We start from the raw sequence: 17626 nt of genomic DNA, 5'->3' as shown, positions 1-17626 counted from the left end.
TGTCTAGATTTGCGGTAGGAGAGAGCATGACTGGAAACACCCCCCGAGGTGAGCAGACAGGCGCGCGGACGGCAGCGATCATGTCGGATACCGGCGACGCATTGTCCTATGCCGCACTCGAAACGCAGTCGGTCCGGCTGTCGCACCTGCTGCGCGCGCACGGCCTGGTCGAGGGCGACCGGGTCGCGGTGATCATGGAGAACACTCTCGCATGGTTCGTCGCGATGTGGGGCGTTCGTCGGGCGAACATGTTCTTCGTACCGGTCAACTGGCATCTGACGCCCGCCGAAATCCGCTACGTCGTCGGGAACAGCGATGCGCGGGCGGTCATCACCAGCGTCCGCCTGCTCGATCTTGCCCGTGAGGCCAGCGACGGGCTCCCCGGTATCGCGGTACGGCTCGCGGTCGGCGCGGACCGTGACGGGTTCTCGGATTTCGCGAAGGCGCTCGCGAAGCATTCCGACACGCCGCTCGCGAACGAACGCGATGGCGGATCGATGCTCTATTCGTCGGGCACTACGGGCCAGCCCAAAGGCATCCTGCGCGATCTGACCGACGACCGCTTCGGCACGCCCAACAGCCTCGAACGCATGCTTCGGGATACATACGCGATCGAGCGGACGACGGTTTATCTGTCGCCTGCGCCGATCTATCACGCGTCCCCGATCGGCTTCACCGGCACCGTCCTCGTCAACGGCGGGACGATCGTGACGATGCCGGGCTTCGACGCCGAAGCCGCACTCGCCGCGATCGAGCGCCACCGCGTGACGCACGCACAGTTCGTGCCGACGCATCTGATCCGCATGCTGCGCCTGCCGGATGCGGTGAAGGCGCGCTACGACCTGTCGTCGCTCCGCGTCCTCGTCCATGCCGCCGCCCCCTGCCCGCCGGACGTGAAGCGCGCGGTGATCGACTGGTTCGGCCCGATCGTCTTCGAATATTACGCGGGCAGCGAGCGGTCCGGCTTCACCGCGATCGACAGCGCGGAATGGCTCGCGCATCCCGGATCGGTCGGGCGAAGCCGCACCGGCGCGATCCACATCCTCGACCTCGAAACCGGCATGGAGCTGCCCCATGGCGAGGTCGGCGCGATCTATTTCGAGAACCCAGTGCCGTTCGCCTATCACAAGGATCCGGCCAAGACCGCGGCCGCGTATAGCGCGCAAGGCTGGGGCACGCACGGCGATGTCGGCCATCTCGATGACGACGGCTATCTCTATCTCTCCGATCGCCGGTCCGACCTGATCCTGTCGGGCGGCGTCAACATCTATCCGCAGGAGATCGAGAACGTCCTCACGGCGCATCCCGCGGTCGCCGACGCCGCGGTGATCGGGATCCCGGATGACGATTTCGGCCAGCAGGTGCGCGCGATCGTCCAGCTCCTGCCGTCCGCGCCGACACCCTCCGAAGCCGAGCTGATCGCGCATTGTCGCGTCCATCTTGCCGGCTTCAAGGCGCCGCGCAGCATCGGGTTCACCGACGCACTCCCGCGACATCCCAACGGCAAGCTTCTTCGCCGCCGCCTGATCGACGACCATCACGCCACTTCGAAGGAACCCGCATGACCTTTACCGCCACCATCGACGGCAAGCCCGTCGACACGTCCGCGCACCTGACCGTCATCAATCCCGCGACCGAACAGGTCGTCGCCGAGGCGCCGGATTGCGGCGCGACCGAACTCGACGCCGCCGTGGCCGCTGCACGCGCGGCCTTCCCCGGCTGGCGGGCAACGCCGATCGCCGAACGCCAGACGATGATCCTCGCCCTCAGCGCCGCGATCGCGGAGCACAAGGACGAGTTGATGCGCCTGCTCACGCAGGAACAGGGCAAGCCGCATCAGGATGCGCTCGGCGACGTGCTGGGCGGCGCGCACTGGTGCAAGGTGTTCGGCCGCATGGCGATCCCCGTCGAGGTGACGGAGGACAGCGAGGACCGCCGTGTCGAGGTGCGTCGGACGCCGATCGGTGTCGTCGGCGCCCTCGCCCCGTGGAACTTCCCCGTCATCCTCGCGATGCTGAAGGCGGCGCCGGCGCTGGTCGCGGGCAATACGGTCGTCCTGAAGCCGTCGCCGTTCACACCGCTGACCACGCTGCGCATCGGCGAACTGGCGCGCGACATCCTGCCCGCGGGTGTGTTCAACGTGATCAGCGGCGGCGACGCGCTGGGTCCGCTGATGACCGCGCATCCCGGCATCGACAAGATCAGCTTCACCGGGTCCACCGCGACCGGCCGCAAGGTCATGGAAAGCGCGTCCGCGACGCTCAAGCGCGTGACACTCGAACTCGGTGGCAACGACGCCGCGATCGTCCTGCCAGACGTCGATGTCGACCGGGTCGCCAAGCAGGTGTTCGCGGCGGCCTTCGGCAATTCCGGCCAAATCTGCGTCGCGGTGAAGCGGCTCTACATCCATGCCGACATCTACGACCGGTTCGCCGCCGCGCTGACCGACCTCGCCCGTGCGGCGAAGGTCGGCGATGGCGCAGAACAGGGCACGCGCTTCGGCCCGATGCAGAATGCGGCGCAATATGACCGTGTCGTCGAACTCATCGAGGATGCGAAGGCGAACGGATACAGGTTCCTGACCGGCGGCGAGGCGATGGACCGTCCGGGCTATTTCCTGCCGCTCACGCTGATCGACAATCCGCCCGAGGATTCGCGAATCGTCGCCGAAGAGCAATTCGGCCCGGTCCTGCCGCTGCTGAAGTTCGACGACATCGCCGACGTCGTCCGCCGCGCGAACGATTCCCCCTACGGGCTCGGCGGTCAGGTCTGGTCGGGCGATGCGGACAAGGCGCTGGAGATCGGCTCGCTGCTCGATACGGGCAACGTCTTCATCAACCAAACCCAAGCCATCTACGCCCATTCTCCGTTCGGCGGACACAAAGCATCCGGGGTCGGCGTCGAATCGGCGCTCGACGGCCTGCTCGCCTACACCAATGCGCAGACTGTAGCGGTCAGCAGGAAGTCCGTTGCCGCACCGGTCGCCGTCCCCGCCTGACCCCGATCCGAAGGATATCGCCGTGTCGCCTCCCGACGACACGGCGATATCCTTCGCCCCGCTCCACGACGGGTTCGCCGCGCAGCGGCCCCGGACCCGCATCGCGCATGGGCGAGGTCACGGACCTGATGTCGATGCACCCCGCTCCTTGCGCGCTCCGGCGGCCATCCGGTCTTCTGCGAGCGCAGCGCATCGATACTCCAGAAAGGTCCGGCAATGCGGCCTGGTCAGATCCCCTATGTCCTCAGGCCAGCAGACACCGACCATTATTGAGCGCGGTCACCCCCCGCGCCGGCACGCGACACCGAAACGACACGATTCCGCCATCGACCCAGATATCGGTTTCGATCGTGTCGCCGGGAAACACCGGCGAGGTGAAGCGCACGTCGAACCCGGCGATCCGCGAGGGATCATAGTCGCACACCGTCGCCAGCACCGCGCGGCACGCGATCGCATAGCTCGCCAGCCCATGGAGGATCGGCACCGGGAACCCGGCTCTTTTGGCAAGCGCGGGATCGGCGTGGAGCGGGTTCCGGTCGCCGGTCAGCCGATACAGCAGCGCCTGGTCGGCACGCGTCCCGGTGACGTGGACATGATCCGGCGTGCGGTCGGGGATTGCGTGGACGACGGGCGCAGGCCCCGCCGCCCCGCCGAACCCGCCATCGCCGCGCGCGAACAGGCTGCCTCCCACGGTGAACAACGGCGTGTCGTCGTCGGCCAGCCGCGCCGCCGTCTCATGATAGATCAGCGCGCCCTTCCCCGCCCCCTTGTCGAGGATCCGGACGATCCGCGTGTCGGCGATAAGCTCGGCGGCGGTCGGCAGCGGCTGGTGGATCGTCAGCGATTGCTCGCCGTGCAGCACCTGCGCGAAGTCGATGGGCAACGTCCGTGCCAGCATGCTGCGGGCCACCACGACCGCCAGCGTCGGCATCGCGACGAACCCCGGCCCCTCATAGACGAACGTCAGTTCGCGCGCGTCGAGCGGATCGCGCCCCATGCCCGCCGCGAGCGCGTACAGCATCGTGTCGCGGTCGTCATAGGCGAAGCGCCGCCCGTCGTCGCGGAGCGCCATGAACGCGTCGTAATCGATCCCCATGTTCGGTCCCCTGTTCTCAATGGACGCGGTTCAGTCCGGCAAAACGGCCGCCGCGGCCCCGGCGAGCAGCGCTCTCACGTAAGCCGCGGTAGACCATCATTGTCCCGATCGCTTCGCGCATGTTCGCGGCGATGGTCGATGAACGCGCCGATCGCGCCCGGATACGCAACGGGATCAGGCGGCAGCGCGACATCCAACGATGATCCCCCCGACATACGGTGTTGTTGCATATTGTTCACTTACGTATCATATCTGGAGTTCAGCGGTCGTCAAGCATCGCGAAAACCGGAGAGCGCGATGGAAAGCTTGCCCTGGACCGATGTGCCAACGTTCGGGGCGATCGTATCGCGTCACGCGGCGGAGCGCCCGGACGCGATCGCGTTGCGTTTCGGCGCGCGATCATGGACGTACGCGGCGCTCGACGCGCATGCGAACCGGATGGCGAACGCGCTGCTCCGTGACGGCTTCGCCCCGGGTCAGCGGATCGCCTATCTCGGTCGCAACCACGACGCGATACCGCTGCTCGCGCTGGCGCTCTCCCGGGCCGGCCTGATCTTCGTGCCCTTGAACTGGCGTCTCGCCCCCCTTGAGATAGCGCATATCCTGGCGGATTCGGGCGCGGCGCTGCTGATCCTCGCCGACGGATTCGACACGCCGTCCCCCGGTATCGCGACGCTGCTGGTCGAACGCGTGTTCGACGCACGTTGGCTAGGTGACGACGTCGCGCCCGCGACGATCGTCGCGCCCACCGATACCGCGTTGATGATCTACACCTCGGGCACGACCGGCTTGCCCAAGGGCGTCATGCTGTCGCACCGCAGCCTTTTCGGTACGAGCACATTGCGCAGTGCCGCCGCGGTCGCATGGGACGACTGGAGCGTGGAGGATGTCACGCTGGTCCCCGTCCCGCTCGCGCATATCGGCGGGTTCGGGATGCTCGCGCGCACGCTGTTCTTCGGCGGCGAGGTGGTCATCCAGCCGGGCTTCGATCCGGGCGACGTCCTGCACGCCATCGAGCACCAGCGGATCAGCAAGCTCGGCCTCGTCCCGACCGCGCTGCAGATGGTGATCGATCATCCACGATCGCGCGCGGTCGATTATGCGCGCATCCGCACGATCGTCTACGGCGCCGCGCCGATCACGGCGGAGCTGCTGCGCGAGGCCATCGCCGTATTCGGGTGCGAGTTCGCGCAGAGCTACGGCATGACCGAGACCAGCGGCACCTGCATCGCGTTGCCGCCACAGGATCACGCCGTCACCCCGACGCCGCGCATGCGATCCGCCGGGCGCGCGCTGCCGGGCACCGAAGTCCGCATCATCGATCCTGCCGGCAGACCGCTTCCGCCCGGCGAGGTCGGCGAGATCCTGATCCGCTGCATCTCGGTGATGACCGGCTATTGGAACATGCCCGAGGCGACCGCACAGGTGCTCGGCGCGGACGGCTGGTACCGGACCGGCGACGCGGGATATTTCGACGACGACGGCTATCTGTTCATCAAGGACCGGGTGAAGGACATGATCGTCTCGGGCGCGGAGAACATCTATCCGGCCGAGGTCGAGAATGCGCTCGCCGGGCATCCCGACATCGCCGAGGTCGCGGTCATCGGCGTGCCCGATCCGCATTGGGGCGAGGCGGTGAAGGCGATCGTCGTACCGGTCGACGGCCGCGCGATCGATCCGGCATCGGTCATCGCCTGGGTGCGGTGCCGCATCGCCGACTTCAAGACGCCCAAGTCCGTCGACGTGGTCGCAGGGCTCCCGCACAACGCATCCGGCAAGGTCCAGAAGGCCGAACTCCGCAAGGCCTATTGGACCGGCACCGATCGGCAGGTGAATTGATGAGGCAGACCGCTGCGGAACCCGTCCAGGCCAGCCCAACCTGGGTCATGACCAAACTGGTCGCGGCCGATCAAGGTGGAACTGAGATTACAGAACTGGCTGGGGCGGCAGGATTCGAACCTGCGGATGGCGGCACCAAAAGCCGCTGCCTTACCACTTGGCGACGCCCCAACGGAGGCGGCCTTATAGCCGGGTCCACGGGCGTGAAAAGCCCCGGCGACAGGTCTTTTCACGCCGCCCCGCAAAAGCTCAGCCGAGACGCTGCAGCCAGCCGTGCGCATCGGGCGCGCGGCCGCGCTGGATAGCCGACAGGACGTCGAGCATGCGCTGGGTCAGCTGGCCGGTGCCGCCGGCGCCGATCGTGAAGCGGCCGTCGGGGCTGGCGACCTCGCCGATCGGGGTGACGACCGCGGCGGTGCCGCAGGCGAAGGCCTCGGTCAGGCGGCCGCTGGCGGCGTCGGCACGCCACTGGTCGATGCCGTACAATTCCTCGCGCACCTCGATGCCCTGGTCGCGCGCGATACGGATGATCGAATCGCGGGTGATGCCGGGCAGGATCGTGCCGGTCAGCGGCGGCGTCACCATCGATCCGTCGTCGAAGACGAAGAAGACGTTCATGCCGCCCAGTTCCTCGACCCAGCGGCGCTCGACCGCGTCGAGGAAGACGACCTGGTCGCAGCCCTGCCGGATCGCCTCGGACTGGGCGAGCAGGCTGGCGGCGTAATTGCCGCCGCACTTCGCCTCGCCGGTGCCGCCGGGGGCGGCACGGGTGTAATCCTGGCTGACCCAGATCGACACCGCGCGCGCGCCGCCCTTCCAATAGGCGCCGACCGAGGAGGCAATGACCATGTAGAGATATTCGGACGAGGGCTTCACGCCGAGGAACGCCTCGCTCGCGAACATGAACGGGCGCAGGTAGAGCGCGCCGCCGTCGATCGCCGGGAACCACTCGCGCTCGGTCAGCACGAGCTGGCGGCACGATTCGAGGAACAGCTCCTCGGGCAGTTCGGGCATCGCCAGCCGGCGCGCGCTGTTGTTGAAGCGCCGCGCATTGGCGTCGGGCCGGAACAGCGCCATCGCCCCGTCGTCGAGCCGATAGGCCTTCAGCCCCTCGAAGATCTCCTGCGCGTAATGCAGCACCGCGGTCGACGGATCGACGGTGATCGGCACGCGCGCGGTGATCGCGGCGTCGTGCCAGCCCTTCGTCTCGTTATAGCGGACGACCGCCATGTGATCGGTAAAGACCCGCCCGAACCCGGGGTCGGCGAGGCGCGCGGCGCGCTCGTTGGCGTCGACCGGCGACGTGCTGGGATCGAAACGAAATGCGGCGGAACCGGACGTGAAAGGGGCGTTCATCGATTTCTCTCAGGCATCAGGGGTTGCGGATGCGTACGGGCGGTGTCTAAACCGGTCAACATGGCTGCCACAGCTCCCACCGCTTCCGCCCAGTTCCTCCGCGAGCCCGAACTCCGTCGCGGCATGGAGCTTTTGTATTTTGGCCACAGCCATCTCACCCGCTCCGTCGATCAGGGGCTCGCAGCACAGGGATTGGGCCGCGCGCATCATCGTGCTCTCTACTTCATCGCCCGCAAACCCGACCTGACGGTCAGCGAATTGCTGAATCTGCTGGCGATCACCAAACAATCTCTGGGCCGCGTACTCAACGAACTCACCGACCGCAAGCTGGTCACCACCCGCCCCGGAGAGCGCGACCGGCGCCAGCGGCTGCTGCGGCTGACCGAGGATGGCGCGCGGATGGAGAGCGATCTGTTCGAATCGGTCCGGATCAAGATGTCGCACGCCTATCAGGCCGCGGGCCAGGATGCGGTATCGGGCTATTGGGCGGTGCTGGAGGGGATGATCCCCGAACCGGATCGCGCGCAGGTCGAAGGGCTGCGATCCTGATCCACCCGGCCTGACGGACCGGCGCGGCGCGCCGGTTCAGCGCGCCGCCGCCGCCATCTCGCGATTGCGCCGCGCCGATGCGGCGAGTGTTTCGGTCAGCAGTGCCACCAGCGCATCGTCGGCATCGAGCACGTTCAGCCCTTGCCGTGTCGATCCGCCGGGGCTGGCGACGCGATCGGCCAGCACCGCAGGCGTGGCATCGGCCGCCGCCGCCATAACCGCGGAACCCGCCAGCGTCGCCAGCGCCAGCCGCGCCGCCTGATCGCCGGGCAGGCCCAGCGCCGCGCCGGCCTGCGCCAGCGCATCGGCGAAGCGGAAGACGAAACCGGGCCCGCAGCCCGCCAGCGCGGTGACGTCGTCGAACCGCGCCTCGTCCGCGATCCATTCGACGTGGCCCAGCGGCTCCATCAGCGTCGTCAACGCCGCGCGCACCGGCGCATCCGCGGTCGCGGAATGGAGCGCCACCACGCCCTTGCCGATCGCCACCGGCAGGTTGGGCATCGCCCGCACCACCGCCGCGGCGCCGCAGAGCGGGGCAAGCGTCGCCACCTCGACCCCGGCAAGGATCGATACCAGCAGACTCGGTGCATGGCCGGCCAGCGGACCGTCGCGCAAGGTGGCGAGCTGCTGCGGCTTCAGGCCGAGCATGATCGTGTCGAATGCGCCCTCCGCGGCGGCGGGGATCGTCGGCACCACGCGCACACCGTCGGGCATCGTGCGGCCGCTGGGGCTCACCGCCGTCACCTCCGAAGGGACGATCACGCCGGCATCGAGCCAGCGACGCAGCATCGCGCCGCCCATATTGCCGGCGCCGACCATCAGCAGCCGCATCTATTCAGGCCTCGCCCTGCGTCTCGATCAGCGCCGCCGCCAGCGCATCCTTGGGCGACTTGCCGCCCCAGAGGACGAACTGGAACACCGGATAGAAGCGCTCGCATTCCTCGATCGCCGATTCGACCAACAATTCGGTGGCGCCGAGCGACATCGTGCCCTCGTCCTCGCCGTCGATCATCGCCGCATGCCGGTACAGCAGGACGCCGGAGGTCGACCAGAGTTCGAAATGGCCAATCCACAGCTGTTCGTTGACCAGCCCGATCGCCTCATAGACCGCACTCCGACGGTCGTCGGTGACCTTGATGTCGGGGAAGGCGAGGAACTGCAGGACGCTGTCGTCCTCGCGCCAGAGCGCGCGCAATTCGTAGCTCGTCCAGCTGCCCTTGACGGTAGCGACGATCTCATCGTCGTGGCGCTCGAACTCCCAGCCATGCGCGGCGTAATACGCCTCGAGCATGTCGATGGGGGCGGCGGGTTCCTGGTCGTGTTCAGCGTGGTCGAGCATCGTTACGCCTCTTATCGCACGACAAGGCTGCCGAGGCAAAAAGGCCCCGGCAACCCCGTCGTGGACAAAGGTGTCGATAAAGCTGTGGAAAAGTCGGTCAGGCGGTGGGGACCGGGTCGCCGACGGGCGCCGATGCCCCCGCCTTGGCCTCGAGCGCGTCGAGTCGCGCCTTCAGCGCGTCATTCTCGTCGCGCGCGGCGACGGCCATCGCCTTCACCACCTCGAATTCGTCGCGGCTGACGAAATCGAGGCCGCCGATCCATTCGCGTGCGCGCGACCGCGCCCCGGATTCGGCTTCGCGGCCGACGCCCGCCAGCGTGCCGGCGGCGCCGTTCACCAGCTTCACGAAATCATCGAACAGGCGGTTGTCGGACTGCATATTTCTCTTCCCGGCGTCTGGTTGCGTCACAGCATCTGGGAGGTATGCGCCGCCGGCACAAGGGTTTCCGCATCGGGGTTCAATTGCCCGATCCGCCACGTCAGCACGCCGGCGAAGCTGATCCACACCAGATAGGGCACCATCAGCCAGGCCGCGAGCGGGCGGATGCGCCCGAACAGGATGGTGGTCAGGATCGCGAGCACCAGCATCGCGACGATCACCAGCAGCGCGGCACCGACCTGATGCATACCGAAGAACAAGGGCGTCCACGCGAGGTTGAGCGCGAATTGCGCCGCGAACAGCGCCAGCGCCAGCCCGCGCCCCTTGCCGCCGCGCGCATGCAGGATCAGCGCGGCTGCGAAACCCATGAGAATGTACAACGACGTCCAGGCGATCGGAAAGACGATGCCGGGCGGCGTCAGTGCCGGTTTCTGCAGCGCCATGTACCAGCCGTTCTCGCTGCCCGACGGCACCGCGCGGCCCGAGGCGAAACCGAGCAGCAGGATCAACGGTACGGTAAACACTGCCCAGCGCAGGAACGACATCCGCAACTGACCCCTGGATGCGATGCCGCCCACCCGATGCTCCTCGAACATGATGCCGTCGCCTTGCCGCGTCGCGCAGGTTTCGTAAAGCGTCCGATCCGATTATCGTTCCGTCAACGGTTCGTTTCGGGACGCGGCGACCAGATATTCCACATTGCCCTCCGGCCCGGTGATCGGGCTTTCGACGACGCCCGCCACCGTCCAGCCCGCCCCGGCCAGCCACGCGACCACGTCGTCGCAGACGCGCGCACGGATCGCGGGATCGCGGACGACGCCGCCCTTCCCCACCTCGTCGCGCCCCGCCTCGAACTGCGGCTTGATGAGCGCCATCAGCCGCGCGCCGGCGGGGGCGAAGGCCATCGGCCGCTCCAGCACCTTGGCGAGGCCGATGAAGCTCGCGTCGCAGACGATCAGGTCGACCGGTTCGGGGATATGCGCCGCGGTCAGGATCCGCGCGCTGGTCTGTTCGTGGACGATCACCCGCGGGTCCTGCCGCAGCTTCCACGCCAGCTGGTTGGTGCCGCTGTCGACCGCATAGACGCGCACCGCACCGCGGGTCAGCAGCACGTCGGTGAAGCCGCCGGTCGACGATCCGACGTCGATCGCCACCACATCCGCGACATTCCACCCGAAATGGTCGAGGCCGTGCGCCAGCTTGATCCCGCCGCGCGACACCCAGGGGTGGTCGCGACCGCGCACGTCGAGCACGACGTCGTCGGCGAACGCCTGCCCCGGCTTGTCGACCTTGCGCGTCCCCGCGAACACCAGCCCTGCCATGATGAGCGCCTGCGCCCGCGTCTTCGATTCGGCGAGCCCGCGGGTCACGAGCATCTGGTCTGCGCGGGTCTTTGCCATCGTCGCTCCCTATCCCGGATGATGCCGCCGCGTCACCCCATTCGGTCCGCCGCTGTCGCTCGTCGGACTGGCGCAACCGCTATTGCCTACCATCGTAGTAGGATTATCTTCGGGGCTTGAGGGACGTGTGCAACGGCGTGTCCCGGACCGCCGCATCGACACGGTTCCCGCGACGGAAGGAGATGCAGCCATGACCGGATTTTCCAGTTTCGACGCCGCGCAACCGACCATTCTGACCGTGCCGGGCCTGGGCGGCTCCGGCCCCTCGCACTGGCAGACGCTGTGGGAGGATTCCCGCCCCGACACCGTCCGTGTCGAACTCGGCATGTGGAACACGCCGCACCGCAACGCCTGGGTGACCAAGCTCGACCAGGCGATCGCGCGTGCCGAGGCGCCCGTGATCCTCGCCGCGCACAGCCTCGGCTGCCTCGCGGTCGCGTGGTGGGCGGAACTGAGCCCGCAGCCCTATGGCTGGCCGGTGGCAGGCGCCCTGCTCGTCGCGCCGGCGGACGTCGACCGGCCCGAGGCGCCCGACGAACTGCGCACCTTCGCGCCGACGCCGAAGACGCCCCTGCCCTTCCCCTCGATCGTCGTCGCCTCGAGCGACGATCCCTGGATCGGCATCGACCGCGCACACAGCCTCGCGGCGCAATGGGGCAGCCATTTCGTCGACGCCGGACCGCAGGGCCATCTCAACGCGGCGAGCGGCATCGGCTGGTGGCACGAGGGGCAGGAACTGCTCGGCCGCGTCATCGCCGCCAGCACCGACGGCCACGGTCATGCCCGCGCCGCCAGCGATGCCCGCTCGATCCTCGCGATCAACGCCACCGACGCCGCGCAGGACCATTACCTCGGGCGGTGACAACTCACCCGACGGGCGCGAACGGGTTCACGGCTCCGGGGCGCCCGTCGATCAGGAGGCCGGCGTGGAAGCCCTCGGATCAACGGGCGTTGGCGTGTTCCCACAAGCGGCGGCCGACAGCACCCGGCACTACCGCCCGCTTTGGAACCACAATATCGCCGGTTCCGCTGCGACACCGCCGGTCGCGCTTACGAAGTTGCGGAAACGGGGGGCATTGAAGCCGATCGCATAGACCGTGTCGGGTCGCGCCGTGCACGTCATCGAAAAGGTACGACCATCCGCGGACTGGCGCGGTCTGCCATCACAATCGGGATAGGCGCCCTGATCGCGGGTGACGAACGAAAAGCTGCCGGGGCGCATCGCCCGATCGAACGTCACCGACAGAACATATGGCCCCGGTACGATCCGGGCCCCGGCAACTGGCACGGTGGCGACGACGTGCGGCACGTCGGCGGGCAGGCGCACCGGATAGGCAACGAAGGGCGCGCCATCGCCGGCCCCTTCTCCGCCCGCGGCCAGGCTCGCGACGTCGGCGAACCCCAGATCGCGCAGGCCGCGCAAGGCGACCTCCTGCACCGCGAGCAACGCCGGACCCGATGCCGATCCCGGCCTGAGCACACCCGCGACCTCGCACAGCGTCGCCCCGCAGGTGACGCGCAGCCTGGCGATGCCCGGAACCGCGCCGAAGCGGTTGAGCAGCGCCGCCTCGCTCTCGCCCGCCCATACCGCGTCACGCGGTTCGCCACGCAGCTTCCGGTACAGATCGCCCGGCTGGCCACCCTTGTCTTCCACCAGATCGCCGAGCAGCGAATCGCGCGCCGTTTGGCCGCCTTGTGTCATGACACCGGCGAGCAACGCTCCCGCCAAGCCAAGGCTGATGAGGACGGTCATGGGATGAAGACCCTTTCGCAGACCGACCGTCGCACCATGCGACGGCGGCAGGTCCCGCTCCTCGACAGGCCGCGTTGTCGCCACCCCGATTTTGTCGTCCCGATTTTCTTGTGCTGCCAGCGCCCGCGCCAGTTCCTGACTGCTCGCCGCGCCGGTCTTGCGCCGAGCCTCGCGCAGCCGCTCGTTGACGGCATGGACACTGGTGCCGAGCACCGCCGCAATCGTCTTGGCCGTGTGCCCCTCGGCCAGCATCGCCAGCACGCGCCGCTCCGCCTCGTTGAGCGAAGCGGCGCCGGGCAGGTCAGTCACCGCCCGCCTCGGTCTCGCGCCCCTTCGCGGTCGCCGCCTTCATCGCGCGATACATGCGCACGTTCAGCGCCACCAGCACGACCACCGCTAGCGCGATGATGATCGCCGCCTTCACCGGTCCGCTCAAGCCCGCACGCCCTCGCTCACGCCCGCGCTATTGTGACGCAGCGTCGTCAGCACGGTCTGCACGATATGATCGGCGTCGAGGCCGGCCTCGGCATATTGCTTCTCGGGCTTGTCCTGGTCCTGGAACGTGTCGGGCAGGCGCATCGTGCGCAGCTTGAGCCCGCCGTCGATCAGCCCCTCGTCGCTCGCCAGCGTCAGCACGTGCGCGCCGAAGCCGCCGACCGCGCCCTCCTCGATCGTCACCGCGACCTCGTGCGACGTCAGCAGCCGGCGGATCAACGCCTCGTCGAGAGGCTTGGCGAAGCGCAGGTCGGCGACGGTCGTCGACAGACCCTTCGCCTCCAGCACCTCGGCTGCTTTCAGCGCCTCTTCCAGTCGCGTACCGAGCGACAGGATCGCCACCGTCTTGCCCTCGCGGACGATACGGCCCTTGCCGATCTCCAGCCGCTGCGCGACCTCGGGCAGTGCGATGCCGGTCCCGGCCCCGCGCGGATAGCGGACCGCGATCGGGCCGCTGTCATGCACCGCACAGGTGTGCGTCATATGGACCAGTTCGGCCTCGTCCGCCGCCGCCATCACGACGAAATTCGGCAGGGTTGCCAGATAGGTGACGTCGAATGACCCGGCGTGCGTCGCCCCGTCGGCGCCGACCAGCCCCGCGCGGTCGATCGCGAAGCGCACCGGCAGGTTCTGGATCGCCACGTCGTGCACGACCTGATCGTAGGCGCGCTGGAGGAAGGTCGAATAGATCGCGCAGAACGGCCGCATCCCCTGAGCGGCAAGCCCTGCGGCGAAGGTGACGCCATGCTGTTCGGCGATGCCGACGTCGAACGCGCGATCAGGGAATGCCTTGGCGAACCGGTCGACGCCGGTGCCCGACGGCATCGCCGCGGTGATCGCGACGATCGTCGGATCGCGCATCCCTTCCTTGACCAACTGGTCGCCGAAGACGTTCTGATATTGCGGCGGTCCCGGCGGCGCCTTGGCCTGCGCGCCGGTGATGACGTCGAACTTCTGGACGCCGTGATATTTGTCCGCCGCCGCCTCGGCCGGGGCATAGCCCTTGCCCTTCTTGGTGACGACATGGATCAGGATCGGCCCTTCCTCGGCGTCGCGGACGTTCTCCAGCACCGGGATCAGATGGTCGAGGTTATGACCGTCGATCGGGCCGACGTAATAGAAGCCCAGCTCCTCGAACAACGTGCCGCCCATCGTCATGCCGCGGGCGAACTCGTCGGTCTTGCGCGCCGCCTGGTGGAACGGCCGCGGCAGGCGGCGGGCGAATTTCTTGAGGATGTCGCGCACCCCCAGGAATTCGCGGCTCGACACCATCCGCGACAGATAGGCCGACAGCCCGCCGACCGGTGGTGCGATCGACATGTCGTTGTCGTTGAGGATCACGACCAGCCGGTTGCCCGCCTGTTCGGCGTTGTTCATCGCCTCATACGCCATGCCCGCGGACATCGAACCGTCGCCGATCACCGCAATGCCGCGCCCCGGCGTGCCGGCGAGCTTGTTCGCCACCGCGAAGCCCAGCGCCGCGGAGATCGAGGTCGAGCTGTGCGCCGCGCCGAACGGGTCGTATTCGCTCTCGCTGCGCTTGGTGAAGCCGCTGAGGCCGCCGCCCTGGCGCAGCGTGCGGATGCGATCGCGCCGCCCGGTCAATATCTTGTGCGGATAGCATTGGTGGCCGACGTCCCACACCAGCCGGTCGCGCGGCGTGTCGAACACGTAATGAATCGCAGTGGTCAGCTCGACCACGCCGAGTCCGGACCCGAGATGTCCGCCGGTCGATCCGACCGCGGAGATCGTCTCCTGCCGCAGCTCGTCGGCGAGCTGGCGGAGCTGTTCGGGCTTCAGTTTTCGCAGCTCTTCCGGCGTCTTGACGGTATCGAGCAACGGCGTTTCGGGTAGTTCGGCCATCAGGCCCGTCTACGCGCTAAGTCGGAACGTGTCGATTGTCGGCGAACGCCCGATCAACCACAGTCGGCGCATTTTCCCCGCACCTCGATGACGGGACGAACCGGAGAGAATCCAGCGGCTTGCGCGGCATTCCTGACGCCGCGCGTCACCACGTCGTCGTCCAGATGCACCGTCTGTCCACAGGAATCGCACACCAGGAAGATGCAATCGTGCAGGCAGTCGGGGTGCGCGTTGGCGACATAGGCGTTCGAGCTCTCGACCTTCCTCGCGAGGTTGGAGGCGACGAAGACGTCGAGGATGCGATAGATGCTGTTGGCGGCGACGCGGCGTCCCTCACGCTTCGACAGCGCCTCGGCGATGTCATAGGCGCTCGCGGGCTTGGCGAATCCGGCCAGCGCCTCGAACACGTTGGCGCGCATCTGAGTCCATTGCTCGCCGGACTTTTCCAGCGTCGCCTGCGCGGCCCTGGTCAGGTCGTCGCCCTGCGGTTCGTGATGGGTGTGATGCGCATGGGCCATCGGCCAAATTTAGGGAGCCACGCGGCCCACGGCAAGCCGCGTCAGACGACCGCGCGCCGGTTGAGGTCGTGACCGAAGGCGAGCAGGCCGACGCCGATCACCGTCCACAGCGTCTCCGCCCCGCCGCCGCCCTCGTGCGGCAGGGTCATCGCCCCCGCCATGATCCCCAGGCCGAACGCGCCCATCGACGCGGGCATGATATAGCCATGCTCCATCACGCCCCGCCCCAGCGCGATCGCGCCGAGCAGGATCGCGATCGTCAGTCCGACCTCGTGGAACAGCGGATTGAGCAGCAGCCCGCCCGCCGCCGACAGCATCGCCAGCAGCACTGCGCTCGCCAGGCAATGCACGACGCACAGACCCGACAGCGCGATCGCCGCGCGGTCGAGGCCGGCCCAGCCGAGGCGGCGTACGGGGTGAGTCATCTGGGGCATCCGTAGCGACCATCTAGGCCGGGGCGCGGCAGGTTACAACATCACATCGTCGTTTTTTGCGCCGCCCGATTGCGCTCGGCGTCGTTCTTTCGAAAGGTGGCCACCATGTCGGCTATTGCCGGCGTCGCGCAGACCCCACGATCGAAGGCGCTGAGGTGATCGGGTTCGCCCGCGCATCGCATCGCCGCCTGGGACTTGGGGAGAAGGTCGAGCGGCTCCGAGGTCGCGTCGCGACGGGCGATCGCCGGCCCCAGCTCGGCAAGGAAGCCGTCCCAACCCGCCGGGTCCGTCATGCCGCGAAACGTCGCGATCGCCCGCTGTCGCATGGCCTCGGCAGCACGAAATTCACCCAATTCCCTAAGCGTATTGGCGGCGCGCGCCCGTTCGTCGCCGCCTGCAACATCATTGCGATCAATCCCGGTAGCATCGGCTCTCTCCCCCCCGCGCACGGCTTGACACTTGGCGCGTGGCGGCGCCGGGTGTATCGCGCTCGCATGCTCCAGCCTAGCGCCGCCTTCCTCTCCCGTGCCCGGCCGCGCAGCGGCGCGCGCTGGCTGTTCGCCGTCGCCGGGCTGATCGTCGCGATGGTCGTCATCGGCGGGATCACCCGCCTGACCGAATCGGGCCTGTCGATCACCGAATGGAAGCCGATCAGCGGCATCGTCCCGCCGCTGACCGATGCGGACTGGCAGGCGGAATTCGCCAATTACCGCAAGATCCCCGAATATGCCGCCTTCAACCAGGGCATGACGCTCGCCGGGTTCAAGGGCATCTTCTTCTGGGAATATCTGCACCGCGTGCTCGGCCGCATCATCGGCCTCGCCTTCGCCCTGCCGCTTCTGTGGTTCGCGGTCCGCCGGCAGATCCCGGCAGGCTATGGCTGGCGGCTGGTCGCGCTGCTCGCGCTCGGCGGGTTCCAGGGTGCGATCGGCTGGTGGATGGTCGCCTCCGGCCTGTCGGAGCGGACCGACGTCAGCCACGTCCGGCTCGCGGTCCATCTGCTCACCGCGCTGACCATCCTCGCCGGCATCGTCTGGACCGCGCTCGACCTGATCGCGCTCCATCGCAATCCGCTGTCCTGCCCGGCGCGCCTCACCCGAGTCGCGGTCGCGGCGCTGGCGCTGCTGTTCGTCCAGCTCGTCTATGGCGCGTTCACCGCCGGCCTCGATGCCGGCTATGCCTTCGCCAGTTGGCCGCTGATGGGCGACGCGCTGTTCCCCGCCGGCGTGCCGCTGGTCGATCCGGCGTGGCGCAATGCCGTCGACAATCCCGTCGTCGTCCAGTTCATCCACCGTTGGTGGGCTTTCGCCGCCGCCGCAGCGCTCACCTGGCTCGCGGTCGCCGCGACCCGTGCGGGGTCGAAGGCCGGCTTCTGGGTCGTCGGGCTCGTCACGCTCCAGATCATCCTCGGCATCGCCACGCTGATGACCGGGGTGCAGATCGACGTCGCCGTCGCGCATCAGGCCAATGCCGCCCTGCTGCTGATCGCGACCGTCGTCGCCGCCCATGCCTGCGGACGCCGCACCGCCTGATCGCCACCCCCCTCGATCCAGCCCACCCGTCCCGCATGGTATCATTTTACCCGTCAGCAAAGCCGCGGTTTGCTT

At 68.1% G+C, this 17626-nt stretch carries 19 protein-coding genes and 1 tRNA gene; 6 read left to right on the top strand and 14 right to left on the bottom strand.

Features of this window, described 5'->3' with window-relative positions; translation table 11 throughout:
• Positions 1 to 26: 26 nt before the first annotated feature.
• Together AC1RTO_RS04130 and AC1RTO_RS04125 are read left to right on the top strand one after the other, a co-directional pair.
• The gene (locus AC1RTO_RS04130) at positions 27 to 1565 is read left to right on the top strand and encodes an acyl-CoA synthetase (protein ID WP_493159628.1); all 1539 of its coding nucleotides are present in this window, start codon (positions 27 to 29) and stop codon (positions 1563 to 1565) included.
• Positions 1562 to 2998, top strand: a complete 1437-nt coding sequence (locus AC1RTO_RS04125; RefSeq protein ID WP_493159627.1) for an aldehyde dehydrogenase family protein — start codon at positions 1562 to 1564, stop codon at positions 2996 to 2998. Before AC1RTO_RS04130 ends, AC1RTO_RS04125 begins: the two co-directional genes overlap by 4 nt.
• 244 nt (positions 2999 to 3242) lie before the next feature.
• Here AC1RTO_RS04125 and AC1RTO_RS04120 read toward each other — a convergent pair whose 3' ends face one another.
• Positions 3243 to 4094, bottom strand: coding sequence for a MaoC family dehydratase (locus tag AC1RTO_RS04120; protein WP_493159626.1), 852 nt, complete (start codon positions 4092 to 4094; stop codon positions 3243 to 3245).
• Between the two features lie 297 nt (positions 4095 to 4391).
• Between AC1RTO_RS04120 and AC1RTO_RS04115 the strand changes: the two genes are divergently transcribed.
• On the top strand, positions 4392 to 5933 hold the full coding sequence (locus AC1RTO_RS04115; protein WP_493159625.1) for an AMP-binding protein: 1542 nt from the start codon (positions 4392 to 4394) through the stop codon (positions 5931 to 5933).
• 96 nt (positions 5934 to 6029) lie between these two features.
• Here AC1RTO_RS04115 and AC1RTO_RS04110 read toward each other — a convergent pair.
• Positions 6030 to 6104, bottom strand: a tRNA-Gln gene (locus AC1RTO_RS04110).
• Positions 6105 to 6182: 78 nt separating this feature from the next.
• A complete protein-coding gene (locus AC1RTO_RS04105) occupies positions 6183 to 7289 on the bottom strand; it encodes a branched-chain amino acid aminotransferase (protein ID WP_493159624.1) in 1107 nt (368 codons plus the stop codon).
• Between the two features lie 60 nt (positions 7290 to 7349).
• On the opposite strand from AC1RTO_RS04105, the gene AC1RTO_RS04100 reads away from it, so the two are divergent.
• Entirely contained in the window at positions 7350 to 7838 is a 489-nt protein-coding gene (locus AC1RTO_RS04100; protein WP_493159623.1) for a MarR family transcriptional regulator, read from the top strand.
• Between the two features lie 36 nt (positions 7839 to 7874).
• Here the strand turns inward: AC1RTO_RS04100 and AC1RTO_RS04095 are convergent, their stop codons facing one another.
• The 5 genes from AC1RTO_RS04095 to AC1RTO_RS04075 form a co-directional block, all read right to left on the bottom strand.
• The gene (locus tag AC1RTO_RS04095; RefSeq protein ID WP_493159622.1) at positions 7875 to 8669 is read right to left on the bottom strand and encodes a pyrroline-5-carboxylate reductase family protein; all 795 of its coding nucleotides are present in this window, start codon (positions 8667 to 8669) and stop codon (positions 7875 to 7877) included.
• A gap of 4 nt (positions 8670 to 8673) precedes the next feature.
• A complete protein-coding gene (locus AC1RTO_RS04090; RefSeq protein ID WP_293878224.1) occupies positions 8674 to 9177 on the bottom strand; it encodes a type III secretion system chaperone family protein in 504 nt (167 codons plus the stop codon).
• 97 nt (positions 9178 to 9274) lie between these two features.
• Positions 9275 to 9556 carry an accessory factor UbiK family protein gene (locus tag AC1RTO_RS04085; RefSeq protein WP_493159621.1) on the bottom strand — a complete coding sequence of 94 codons (282 nt, stop codon included), beginning with the start codon at positions 9554 to 9556 and terminating at the stop codon, positions 9275 to 9277.
• A gap of 26 nt (positions 9557 to 9582) precedes the next feature.
• The gene (locus AC1RTO_RS04080; RefSeq protein WP_493159620.1) at positions 9583 to 10152 is read right to left on the bottom strand and encodes a TspO/MBR family protein; all 570 of its coding nucleotides are present in this window, start codon (positions 10150 to 10152) and stop codon (positions 9583 to 9585) included.
• Positions 10153 to 10203: 51 nt separating this feature from the next.
• Positions 10204 to 10956 (bottom strand): TlyA family RNA methyltransferase, encoded by a 753-nt coding sequence (locus tag AC1RTO_RS04075; RefSeq protein WP_493159619.1) that lies wholly within the window; start codon positions 10954 to 10956, stop codon positions 10204 to 10206.
• A 190-nt stretch (positions 10957 to 11146) separates the two neighbouring features.
• On the opposite strand from AC1RTO_RS04075, the gene AC1RTO_RS04070 reads away from it, so the two are divergent.
• A complete protein-coding gene (locus AC1RTO_RS04070) occupies positions 11147 to 11818 on the top strand; it encodes an RBBP9/YdeN family alpha/beta hydrolase (protein WP_493159618.1) in 672 nt (223 codons plus the stop codon).
• A 129-nt stretch (positions 11819 to 11947) separates the two neighbouring features.
• Here the strand turns inward: AC1RTO_RS04070 and AC1RTO_RS04065 are convergent, their stop codons facing one another.
• The 6 genes from AC1RTO_RS04065 to AC1RTO_RS04040 are packed head-to-tail and all read right to left on the bottom strand — an operon-like array spanning position 11948 to position 16468.
• The gene (locus tag AC1RTO_RS04065; RefSeq protein ID WP_493159617.1) at positions 11948 to 13018 is read right to left on the bottom strand and encodes a LuxR C-terminal-related transcriptional regulator; all 1071 of its coding nucleotides are present in this window, start codon (positions 13016 to 13018) and stop codon (positions 11948 to 11950) included.
• A complete protein-coding gene (locus AC1RTO_RS04060; RefSeq protein ID WP_293878211.1) occupies positions 13011 to 13145 on the bottom strand; it encodes a hypothetical protein in 135 nt (44 codons plus the stop codon). Before AC1RTO_RS04060 ends, AC1RTO_RS04065 begins: the two co-directional genes overlap by 8 nt.
• Complete coding sequence (dxs, locus tag AC1RTO_RS04055) at positions 13142 to 15067, bottom strand: 1-deoxy-D-xylulose-5-phosphate synthase (RefSeq protein ID WP_493159616.1); 1926 nt, start codon at positions 15065 to 15067, stop codon at positions 13142 to 13144. The genes AC1RTO_RS04060 and dxs overlap by 4 nt, the downstream gene beginning before the upstream one ends.
• Positions 15068 to 15120: 53 nt before the next feature.
• Complete coding sequence (locus AC1RTO_RS04050) at positions 15121 to 15585, bottom strand: Fur family transcriptional regulator (RefSeq protein WP_293878207.1); 465 nt, start codon at positions 15583 to 15585, stop codon at positions 15121 to 15123.
• A 41-nt stretch (positions 15586 to 15626) separates the two neighbouring features.
• Positions 15627 to 16010, bottom strand: coding sequence for a MerC domain-containing protein (locus AC1RTO_RS04045; protein WP_493159615.1), 384 nt, complete (start codon positions 16008 to 16010; stop codon positions 15627 to 15629).
• Positions 16011 to 16060: 50 nt separating this feature from the next.
• Positions 16061 to 16468, bottom strand: coding sequence for a hypothetical protein (locus AC1RTO_RS04040; protein WP_493159614.1), 408 nt, complete (start codon positions 16466 to 16468; stop codon positions 16061 to 16063).
• A 45-nt stretch (positions 16469 to 16513) separates the two neighbouring features.
• Here AC1RTO_RS04040 and AC1RTO_RS04035 point away from each other — a divergent pair, with 45 nt between their 5' ends.
• Positions 16514 to 17551 (top strand): COX15/CtaA family protein, encoded by a 1038-nt coding sequence (locus AC1RTO_RS04035; protein WP_493159613.1) that lies wholly within the window; start codon positions 16514 to 16516, stop codon positions 17549 to 17551.
• Positions 17552 to 17626: the final 75 nt, after the last annotated feature.

This window comes from Sphingomonas sp. GW821-FHT10F09 (assembly GCF_058809195.1).
The sequence above is the reverse complement of the archived record's forward strand: the minus strand, read 5'-3'. Positions and strand labels throughout refer to the sequence as shown.

Excerpts from the sequence above, each read along its gene's own strand:
- AC1RTO_RS04130 (WP_493159628.1), top strand. The coding sequence starts at position 27 with ATGACTGGAAACACCCCCCGAGGTGAGCAGACAGGCGCGCGGACGGCA.
- AC1RTO_RS04125 (WP_493159627.1), top strand. The coding sequence starts at position 1,562 with ATGACCTTTACCGCCACCATCGACGGCAAGCCCGTCGACACGTCCGCG.
- AC1RTO_RS04120 (WP_493159626.1), bottom strand. The coding sequence starts at position 4,094 with ATGGGGATCGATTACGACGCGTTCATGGCGCTCCGCGACGACGGGCGG.
- AC1RTO_RS04115 (WP_493159625.1), top strand. The coding sequence starts at position 4,392 with ATGGAAAGCTTGCCCTGGACCGATGTGCCAACGTTCGGGGCGATCGTA.
- AC1RTO_RS04105 (WP_493159624.1), bottom strand. The coding sequence starts at position 7,289 with ATGAACGCCCCTTTCACGTCCGGTTCCGCCGCATTTCGTTTCGATCCC.
- AC1RTO_RS04100 (WP_493159623.1), top strand. The coding sequence starts at position 7,350 with ATGGCTGCCACAGCTCCCACCGCTTCCGCCCAGTTCCTCCGCGAGCCC.
- AC1RTO_RS04095 (WP_493159622.1), bottom strand. The coding sequence starts at position 8,669 with ATGCGGCTGCTGATGGTCGGCGCCGGCAATATGGGCGGCGCGATGCTG.
- AC1RTO_RS04090 (WP_293878224.1), bottom strand. The coding sequence starts at position 9,177 with ATGCTCGACCACGCTGAACACGACCAGGAACCCGCCGCCCCCATCGAC.
- AC1RTO_RS04085 (WP_493159621.1), bottom strand. The coding sequence starts at position 9,556 with ATGCAGTCCGACAACCGCCTGTTCGATGATTTCGTGAAGCTGGTGAAC.
- AC1RTO_RS04080 (WP_493159620.1), bottom strand. The coding sequence starts at position 10,152 with ATGTTCGAGGAGCATCGGGTGGGCGGCATCGCATCCAGGGGTCAGTTG.
- AC1RTO_RS04075 (WP_493159619.1), bottom strand. The coding sequence starts at position 10,956 with ATGGCAAAGACCCGCGCAGACCAGATGCTCGTGACCCGCGGGCTCGCC.
- AC1RTO_RS04070 (WP_493159618.1), top strand. The coding sequence starts at position 11,147 with ATGACCGGATTTTCCAGTTTCGACGCCGCGCAACCGACCATTCTGACC.
- dxs (WP_493159616.1), bottom strand. The coding sequence starts at position 15,067 with ATGGCCGAACTACCCGAAACGCCGTTGCTCGATACCGTCAAGACGCCG.
- AC1RTO_RS04050 (WP_293878207.1), bottom strand. The coding sequence starts at position 15,585 with ATGGCCCATGCGCATCACACCCATCACGAACCGCAGGGCGACGACCTG.
- AC1RTO_RS04045 (WP_493159615.1), bottom strand. The coding sequence starts at position 16,010 with ATGACTCACCCCGTACGCCGCCTCGGCTGGGCCGGCCTCGACCGCGCG.
- AC1RTO_RS04035 (WP_493159613.1), top strand. The coding sequence starts at position 16,514 with ATGCTCCAGCCTAGCGCCGCCTTCCTCTCCCGTGCCCGGCCGCGCAGC.